The organism is Xenorhabdus santafensis (genome assembly GCF_033949405.1).
GTDB lineage: Bacteria > Pseudomonadota > Gammaproteobacteria > Enterobacterales > Enterobacteriaceae > Xenorhabdus > Xenorhabdus santafensis.
In genome coordinates this window covers 1-7220 of record NZ_VCDN01000091.1, presented here as the reverse complement: position 1 = coordinate 7220, position 7220 = coordinate 1, and the positions used below count along the sequence as shown (strand labels likewise).

Sequence of the window (7220 nt, the reverse complement as noted above, 5' to 3'; positions counted from 1 at the left end):
ACAGTTTGGTACTAATTGTTAACCATTCGGACGGTTATTGGTGTCTATTTTTCTATGGAAAATTCAACAAAAAAGCCATTCCTAAAACAGGAATGGCTTAAAACACTCACATGTGTTTTTCACTTTAATAGTGATATATGTTTGCTCTTAGAAACCTAATATTGTTTCCGCTACACAAGCATATTGATTATTCATATGAACCTTTGGGGGAGTAAAACAGTCCTCCAAAAACCAATCCGCGGGTGTATCCAGGGCGATGGCAATAGAGACTAAATGCTCTAAGCTGATTTTATTTGTTCCTCTCTCATAACGTGACAATTGCTGATGGCTAACTCCAATTTTTTCTGCCAGCCCTGCGGCCGTCACTCCAATTTCTTTTCTTTTTGTTTGGATTCTTTTTCCTACCAGCATACTGACGTGCATGATATTTTTACTCTCAATTTATAGATAAGTTAAATAAACGATTGCAGTGCCTTCATATTTACCGGCTTTCGGTGGTGTCAATGTGTGCAATATTGACGTCAGAGTGAAAGTTGAAGGAATATATTTTCCTTTAGCGATAACATTCACCCCATCTGCTGCATTGTTTCCGTCAATTTGTAATGTCGAATAAATTTGCTGATTAGCATCAAGATAAACTTTTGATTCATTATTAATTGATTTGACCTGCAACATTATTTTGTTGCTAGAAAGTGCACAACTAAACTCACCATTAATAGAACGGGTTGCGTTGTTAACTTCTGTGGCTTTTAATTCACCGTAAGCAATTTCAGGAGGAACTTTAAGCTCACAATTCTGGTTTATTGGCGGTAATTTATTACAGGTTGAATTAGGAAATCTTTGTGCCACACCATATCCCGATGATATCTGTTTAGTGTAAAACAAACCTACACACTGTGCATCCGCACTAATGATTGGGAATGTTACCCGCTTAGGGATCCCAAGCTGGCTTTTATAAGCTCGCATGACATCTGCGGTTGTCCGGTATTTATGTGCATCAGTCAAACACACCTTTGAATCAATACAGGAACCATACATCCCCGGCTGTCTGCCATTGTTATATTGGACATCCGGCCCAACATAGCACTGAGGGTTATTATAACAGGGGTTTTCAATTCCTTCGTCTTCTGTCCATTCAACAATTTCCATTGTAGTAATGGTTTGTTTACCCGATACCATAGTATTGACCGGCATGACATAAGCCCCGCCATAGGCATATGAAGCAGTTAAGAAAAATAATGATGCCGATAACTTCATTAATGACTTTTTAATATGGCGCATAATTTATTTCCCTAAATAACCTCAAACTCGGATTGAATATCACAGAAATCACCCAAGAAACCGATGTCACTATTCATAACTGAGCTCAAAAGTTGCCATCGCATTGAACTCTCCTACACCAATCTTATTTCGCAAAAGCGCGCTGGGATCGGCTTTAATATATGCCTGGAACGGAATGACATGATTACTATCCGTACTGGCGAGAGCAAATTGGGCTGTTTTATTAATAGGAAGTGGTGTGCCATCCAGTTTTTCCACACCAATAGCCGCACCAGAGGCACTACTGCCATAGTTGAATGCCAGTAATCCCGGCTGTTCTGTGCTTTCCTGTCCGGCAAACTTGATTTTAACTTTCTGGGCTACTTTCGGTGCACACTCTTCCAAATGCAGACGGAATTGCTGGCCTTGTGTACGGTGATGCAAATAAAGATCCCGGCTGGTGATGCTGCCAAAATCAACTTCCATAGCTTTATCTTCTGGCTTAATCACGCAGGAAGGTGCAAGGACAGTCATCGTAATTTTGACATTTTGGCGCAGGTTATCTTGTGCATAGGCACTTTGCTGGCCGCTCACCCCCAAAAGGAACAAGGCCGACAGAACTAATGATTTCAGTGTATGCTCCGGGAGCTTTATACTTAAGGAATTCATTACTATTTATCCTAAAATTCATTATGGGCGGGTGAAATCGGTTTTATGATCACAAAACCGAATCAGCTCTCTTCATCCATAGCCTTTGCCACAGCGCAACTATCGCCACTACAACTAAAAACTAATCGTGGGTGTCCGCCATAGTCGTTAACATAGGTCAATATGGGACTATTACCGATTGCGCTGACCGTTCCGCCCAGTATTTCACTGCTTTTAGGTGCCAACATTAATGGTTTAAAACCTTCGACCGGTTTACCTTTAATTTCACTCTGAAGTTCTGCAATCGTGACGTAATACGGCGTTGGGTTATTCAATACATATTGATTTCCCTGACGAGTTAACGTCATTTTTTCCTGCCACGGGTTTTCCAGATCGATACGACGAGCGATAACCGCATCCGGACGGTAGAACATCTTAATTTTCGTTTGGATCGCGAGTTGCAAAACATTTGGCTTTTCGCTGCGTGGTGGAATTTCACGCACAGTGAAATAGAACAGGCTTTCTTGATCCTGCGGTAATTGAGCTACAGCAGGTAGTACCTGAACCTTAATCTGGCTCTTCATTCCAGCTTCAATACGCTGAACAGGCGGAACAACAACAAATGGGCTGTTGATTTTATTTCCCTGTTCATCTTCAAGCCATGACTGTGCTAAATAAGGTAAATCAGGATGTTGATTTTCAACATTCAAGCTGACAGATTTTTCATTCCCGTTAAAAATAGCCCGGGTACGATCTAATGCTATCGCCGCTGTTGCCTGATGCATTGACATTAAACTTGTTGCCGTTATGGCGGCTATCATTAGAAATTTTTTCAGTTTCATAGTGTCATTAGCTCATACTTAAAAAACGTATATATGTATTACTGCTATCAATTAATATCCGTATTGCCGCATTGGAAATTAAAGTAGTATTCTATAAAAAACCTATTTTTCAGTTTGTTATTGAACCTTGCTTATCATTTCCATTTAAAGGCTGGCAATTCAGCAAAAATGCAGTTGAAAACTCTGTTGAGATGTCATCTGGTAAAGTCATCTCACATTGAGTGTTTCCATCCCAATGAACCCGCAATTTGTCACCCTTGTTGATGCCAGTCAGATAGGCATATCCATCATCACTAACAATGCCAATCTCCCTCTGACTTGCGTTTGTCACGGATGCACCAAAAGGCGGAAACGAACCATCAGGCAAACGGATGACTGTCATTGCCTTAAGCCCGGATATAACCTGAAATTTACGGTATCCAATGGCACCTTCGGTCAGTGTCGCCAATTGAACCGAACGTATTGCTTCTACATCATCCGGCAATTTATCCAGATCGATGTTTGCGGTATTGCGGTGATAACTGTTCACATCAGCCAGTACAGCCTTGCCGAAGTAGTTAGTGTGAACCGAAGAACTGAATGTCTGGACAGGCACATTCCGTACACCTTCGGTATCCACCATCAGGCGGGTTGCCCCGGATACATTCGTACGGTGCAAAGCAACGCCTTTACCAGTAGCAGTTATTCCGCCCTGCAAACCCAGTGTCGCGGTAGTATTATTGCCGGCTTGGTAGCTGGCGCTGGCGGTCACTAATGCCTCATCACCATAATGGGTGTAATAACCGTCTACTGTTGCCCTTCCGTATGTATTCACACCACTTGAAATACGGTAGTTATTACGATCATCGACTCGATTGAAATAACTGACTGTATGCCCATTACCCATACTATTAACTAAACCGTTATAGCTGACAGATCCGGTTTCTCCCCAAGGAATGGAAAGACCCAGATACATGCCGTCGTCTTTTTTATTGTTAAATTTATTTCGATAAGCCGATAAATTGATATAAATCCCTTTATGACGCCCGATATCCAAGTATTTAGATAAGGAAAGGTCATAACGATTATTCGCTGGCTTATTCCAATAAGTTTGGTGGCTATAGCTGAAACTGGTAACCAAACCTATTTCATTGAATTGTTTGTTTAAATTAACGGTATATAGCTCTTTTCCACCCTCGGTGGATATATTGCGGTAACGGCGGTCAACATATTGCCCCATGGTCATAAAATCACGTTGAGAGAAACGATACCCGGCAAATGTCATCTGGCTGTTGTATTGTTCAAAACGTTTAGAGTAACGGAGACGATAAGATCCCCCCGTCAATATTTTGTTCTCTCCCGGTATTTTTGCTCTTGATTCTGTGACATCAAACGACAATGCGCCGAACTTCAGCAAATCACGACCAATCCCCAGCGATAAGGCGTTATAGTCACCCGCTCCCAAGAACCCGCCATATAGTGACCAATCGTTATTGATCCCCCATGAGAACTCTCCCAGACCAAAAGCCGGGCCTTCACGACGATGTTTTTCATTGGTAGATTGACCGCCAATAAATTTGTACTGCACACGTCCGGGACGAGTCAGGAAAGGAACAGTGGCCGTATCGACCTGAAATTCCTGTACACCGCCATCCTGCTCTTCAATTCTGACATCCAGTGTTCCTGCCACTGCATCACTAAGATCCTGAATACGAAATGGGCCTGCAGAAACCTGAGTTTCATACAATACTCTTCCCATCTGGCTGATAGTAACCTTGGCATTGGTTCTCGCGATCCCTGAGACTTCAGCGGCATAACCACGTAAATGGGGTGGCAACATATTTTCATCTGTTACCAGACTGACTCCCGTATAACGGAAGCTATCGAAGATATCGGAATTAAGGTAATTCTCTCCCAGAGTCAGCTTAGCTTCTAGAGTGGGAAGCGCACGATACAGGTAGTAACGGCTCCAGTCCCAACTACGTTTTCTGACACTGCCGCGGCTTGTATTATCCGAACTGTTATTCCCGCTGTTGGTGTGTTCGTACTGGGATTGCCAGTTTGCACGGAAGCGCCACGCGCCAACATTTAAACCTGCCGTACCATTTGCGCTGATTCGCTGGCTGGCGTTGTCATGCTCAGGTTCGATTGCCTGCGCATGCAAGTTATAGTCAAACAATAGTCCCGGAATACCTTCATCCCAGCGGGCAGGCGGATCCCAATCCGATGATTCATATTCCAGATAAAATTTAGGAACAATTAAATACAAGGTATAGGCACCCAAGTCCCCTCTAGCTGACATCCCCGGCAAGCTATTCAGATCAAGGCATTTTCCATTGTCCTGCCAGACCAATTTGTCGGCCCATTTTGATTTCAGGGCTATTTTTTTCACTAATTCTGGTGAAACACAAGCCTCACTGCCTTTTGGATCGTCATTCGGAACGATAAAATCAATAGGGTACAGATCCTGCAATTCAGACTGGTTCACCCGAACAGCCATCATATATCTCCCCGGCATGATATAACCTGCACGAGAGAACTTTTCCAAATCAATATTGCCGCGTTCATTGAGTTCCAGCGCGTCAGTATTGAATTCGATAGGTTTAGAATAAGCAAACGGGATACCGGATAGCGAAAATAGTATCAGGGCAGAAAGTAGCTTAATTCCTGGCATCAGAGGCTTCGCATTTGTTTTATTAGATATTCTTTGTTTATTGAGCACGTAATTTTTATTGAATATTCTTTTTCTATTACTGCATATTTTTTTATTAACAGTCGAAAAATCATGATTCATAGAAGCTATAAACCAAGCCATAACATCCTCTAAGCAATGAATCGCTAATAACCCAATTTGAATTTAATTACTACCTGATAGTGCCAAGCCTACATGTATGGCTGAATGTGTGATTTCCCAAATATAGCTACCGGAAAGAACATAAACTTCAATTAGCCCTAAATTCACAACCATTTAAATTGCTTTCCCATTGGTTTTTAAACCATGATAATGCACCGCACATATTTGAAATAGGCTGAGTGATATGTCAGGAACCCCAAATACAGAGTGAGAACATGAAAGGCTGCATTTTGATCGACATATGTAAATAAAATACTCATTGATACTTTAATAAGGCAATATCAATTAACTGCCGATCAAAATCAGTTTTCATTACATACAGGCCAAACTCAAAAAAATGTCCACATGTCTCGCCCTGATTCCAAATAAAGGCCAGACGGGCTTCCTGACATTCAGCAATTAGAAACTAGCTTTTATTACAGGTAGCTTAAGGTAAAGTGAGCGAAAGCAAAGAAACTACCTGTTGTTACGTTCTGACCTGGGATAGTTTTCAGGTTAGCATCGAAACGCAGGTGGTTATCCACTGCATCAACAGGAGTAGTTGGGTGGCCTAAACGAACCAGTCTTCCGTTCTCACCATCATTCAAGTCACCAATTTGGATACCAACGCCTTTCGCTTCACCTCTGATAGCTAGCAGCTCACCATCAGCGCCATCCGCATCACCAGTGAACGTTGTGGAGATTTTCTTACCTGTGATATCAGCACAGTTTTCTAAAATGATATCAAAAGAGACACGCTCGGATTGACCGTCTTTATTGGATTTAAATTTAGAAGTACGAATTTCACCAAAATCAACATCAATATGAGGGTTTTTAATTGAACAAGTTGGGTTAATAATAGTACCTTTGAAATGAACAAAACCACGGTCATTCATATTTTCTACAGATTGAGCTGCATTTGCTGCGCCCGCAGTTAAAGCTACACCAAAACCCAACACCATTGCCAATTTATTCAATTTCATAATTTCACCGATGCCTTTTAATTTAAAAAAAACAGATGTGCAACCAAAAAGAACCTAAGCTCAGAAATTAATTTCTGAAGCCAAGATTAGAAGTTATTTAGTTTTTTGACAGAAATAATAAGTAGTCAAAATGAACCAAACTGCAAATATCATTCTACACAATAAGACCTAAGTCAAATTTCAGACGATAAAACTGCCTATGTGCTTTAACATCACATGAAATATGACTTTCCATCACATATAGCGTGTAATGCACAGTATATATTTCTAATATTTCCTTAATTTCAGATTATTAAACTTAATTGTGCCGAGCGGTGTTTAGCAATTCAGTATCTTAATTGGCGTTGCTTTCTTGTTCTATTTTGTTTTTTAAATGCAAATTGACGTTTTATTATTTCTCCATAAGGTAAATATTCAAATTTAATTATTAAGGCAATCGGTTGATAACAAATAAAAGCAAAACTTTAATCCAGCATAACAAATTATCAAGCTAATTATTAATCACTATTATTAATTTATTTTAATTATTTAACATTTGTTGAAACAATTAATTCAATTCATTTTTTAATCAAATAAGCACAATAAAAACTATCTATTAAATAGATAAATGAAAATCATTCTTGATTAAAGATGTAAAATTAATAGACGTTTTATAAATCATAACCACCCGAATAG

General features: G+C 40.4%; 6 protein-coding genes. All 6 read right to left on the bottom strand.

Annotated features, from left to right (window positions below; translation table 11 throughout):
* Positions 1 to 147: 147 nt before the first annotated feature.
* Positions 148 to 423: a helix-turn-helix domain-containing protein gene (locus FE392_RS17010; protein WP_319931388.1), complete on the bottom strand. Its 276-nt coding sequence runs from the start codon at positions 421 to 423 to the stop codon at positions 148 to 150.
* Positions 424 to 441: 18 nt separating this feature from the next.
* Complete coding sequence (locus tag FE392_RS17005) at positions 442 to 1281, bottom strand: MrpH family fimbial adhesin (protein ID WP_319931387.1); 840 nt, start codon at positions 1279 to 1281, stop codon at positions 442 to 444.
* Between the two features lie 69 nt (positions 1282 to 1350).
* Positions 1351 to 1929 carry a fimbrial protein gene (locus FE392_RS17000; RefSeq protein WP_319931386.1) on the bottom strand — a complete coding sequence of 193 codons (579 nt, stop codon included), beginning with the start codon at positions 1927 to 1929 and terminating at the stop codon, positions 1351 to 1353.
* A gap of 62 nt (positions 1930 to 1991) precedes the next feature.
* The gene (locus tag FE392_RS16995) at positions 1992 to 2750 is read right to left on the bottom strand and encodes a fimbria/pilus periplasmic chaperone (protein ID WP_319931385.1); all 759 of its coding nucleotides are present in this window, start codon (positions 2748 to 2750) and stop codon (positions 1992 to 1994) included.
* A gap of 109 nt (positions 2751 to 2859) precedes the next feature.
* The gene (locus FE392_RS16990; protein WP_319931384.1) at positions 2860 to 5403 is read right to left on the bottom strand and encodes an outer membrane usher protein; all 2544 of its coding nucleotides are present in this window, start codon (positions 5401 to 5403) and stop codon (positions 2860 to 2862) included.
* A 596-nt stretch (positions 5404 to 5999) separates the two neighbouring features.
* A complete protein-coding gene (locus FE392_RS16985; RefSeq protein WP_319931383.1) occupies positions 6000 to 6545 on the bottom strand; it encodes a fimbrial protein in 546 nt (181 codons plus the stop codon).
* Between the last annotated feature and the right edge of the window lie 675 nt (positions 6546 to 7220).

Bases quoted from the DNA above. Each gene is read 5' to 3' on its own strand.
- FE392_RS16985 (WP_319931383.1), bottom strand. From the start codon at position 6,545: ATGAAATTGAATAAATTGGCAATGGTGTTGGGTTTTGGTGTAGCTTTA.
- FE392_RS16995 (WP_319931385.1), bottom strand. From the start codon at position 2,750: ATGAAACTGAAAAAATTTCTAATGATAGCCGCCATAACGGCAACAAGT.
- FE392_RS16990 (WP_319931384.1), bottom strand. From the start codon at position 5,403: ATGCCAGGAATTAAGCTACTTTCTGCCCTGATACTATTTTCGCTATCC.
- FE392_RS17000 (WP_319931386.1), bottom strand. From the start codon at position 1,929: ATGAATTCCTTAAGTATAAAGCTCCCGGAGCATACACTGAAATCATTA.
- FE392_RS17005 (WP_319931387.1), bottom strand. From the start codon at position 1,281: ATGCGCCATATTAAAAAGTCATTAATGAAGTTATCGGCATCATTATTT.
- FE392_RS17010 (WP_319931388.1), bottom strand. From the start codon at position 423: ATGCACGTCAGTATGCTGGTAGGAAAAAGAATCCAAACAAAAAGAAAA.